Here is an 855-nt window from a genome sequence, read left to right on the forward strand (position 1 = left end):
AACGAAAATAGTCGGGAGTGCTGACGATAAAATCGGCGCAGGTCATGGCGGATACATACTTCTCCATGCTGAAGCCGCCCACAAAGGCACACAGCGCATTGAACAGTGTCACCGACAGTGCCAGAGACAACACCACCAGTACCGTCTTTTTCTTGTTTCGTCCCAGATTGGCAAAGGCCATCTGATGGAGCTTTGCTCCCCGGGTGTTGCGCCGTTTTTTCTTGGTCTGCATTGCATCCGTATATTTGGTAGCCTCCACCGGAGAGACCTTAGCTGCCATTTTTCCGGGCTTGGAACAGGACAAGAGCACCGTCAACAAGGCGAACAGCATAGAACCAAGGAAGATCACAGGCGATGTGCTGATGGTGGTGATGCCTGCATCCAACCGGGTGGAGCGCAAGACAACAGGAATCAAAACAGCGCCAATGCCGTAGCCCAGCAGCAACCCCGCCGGAATACCGATCAGACAAAGCAGAAGTGCCTGCAGGCGAATGATGCGTTTGAGCTGCCGGGGCGTTGTGCCAATGGTTTTCAGAAGTCCGTAAAACCGGATATCCCCTACAACAGAGATCTGAAAAATGTTATAGATGATAAGATACCCCGTGAAAATCACCAGCAGCAAAAAAGCTGCTATGGCGACTATCAGCTCTGGATCGAGCTGTGACTCCAGCTGGGATGAGGTATATCCCCAATTGACGCCGATTCGGACGCTGTTGGGATCGGTATAGCTGTCCCATGTGTAACCAAGATCGGTATCCACCTGCTCCATCTGCCCTTGAATGTTTGTGCCGGAGGCCAGCATGACATTCAAATCGGTGCGGAAAGGCTGTAAACCTGTTTTCACTGCCTGCGCTT

1 protein-coding gene is annotated in these 855 nt (G+C 52.0%); it reads right to left on the reverse strand.

Going from position 1 to position 855, the window contains the following annotated elements; genetic code table 11:
• Window positions 1–855, reverse strand: an 855-nt coding sequence (locus OCV77_RS16345) for an ABC transporter permease (RefSeq protein WP_262576000.1), incomplete at both ends; no start/stop codon positions are given.

Source organism: Suilimivivens aceti (assembly GCF_025567405.1).
Taxonomy (GTDB): Bacteria; Bacillota; Clostridia; order Lachnospirales; family Lachnospiraceae; genus Suilimivivens; species Suilimivivens aceti.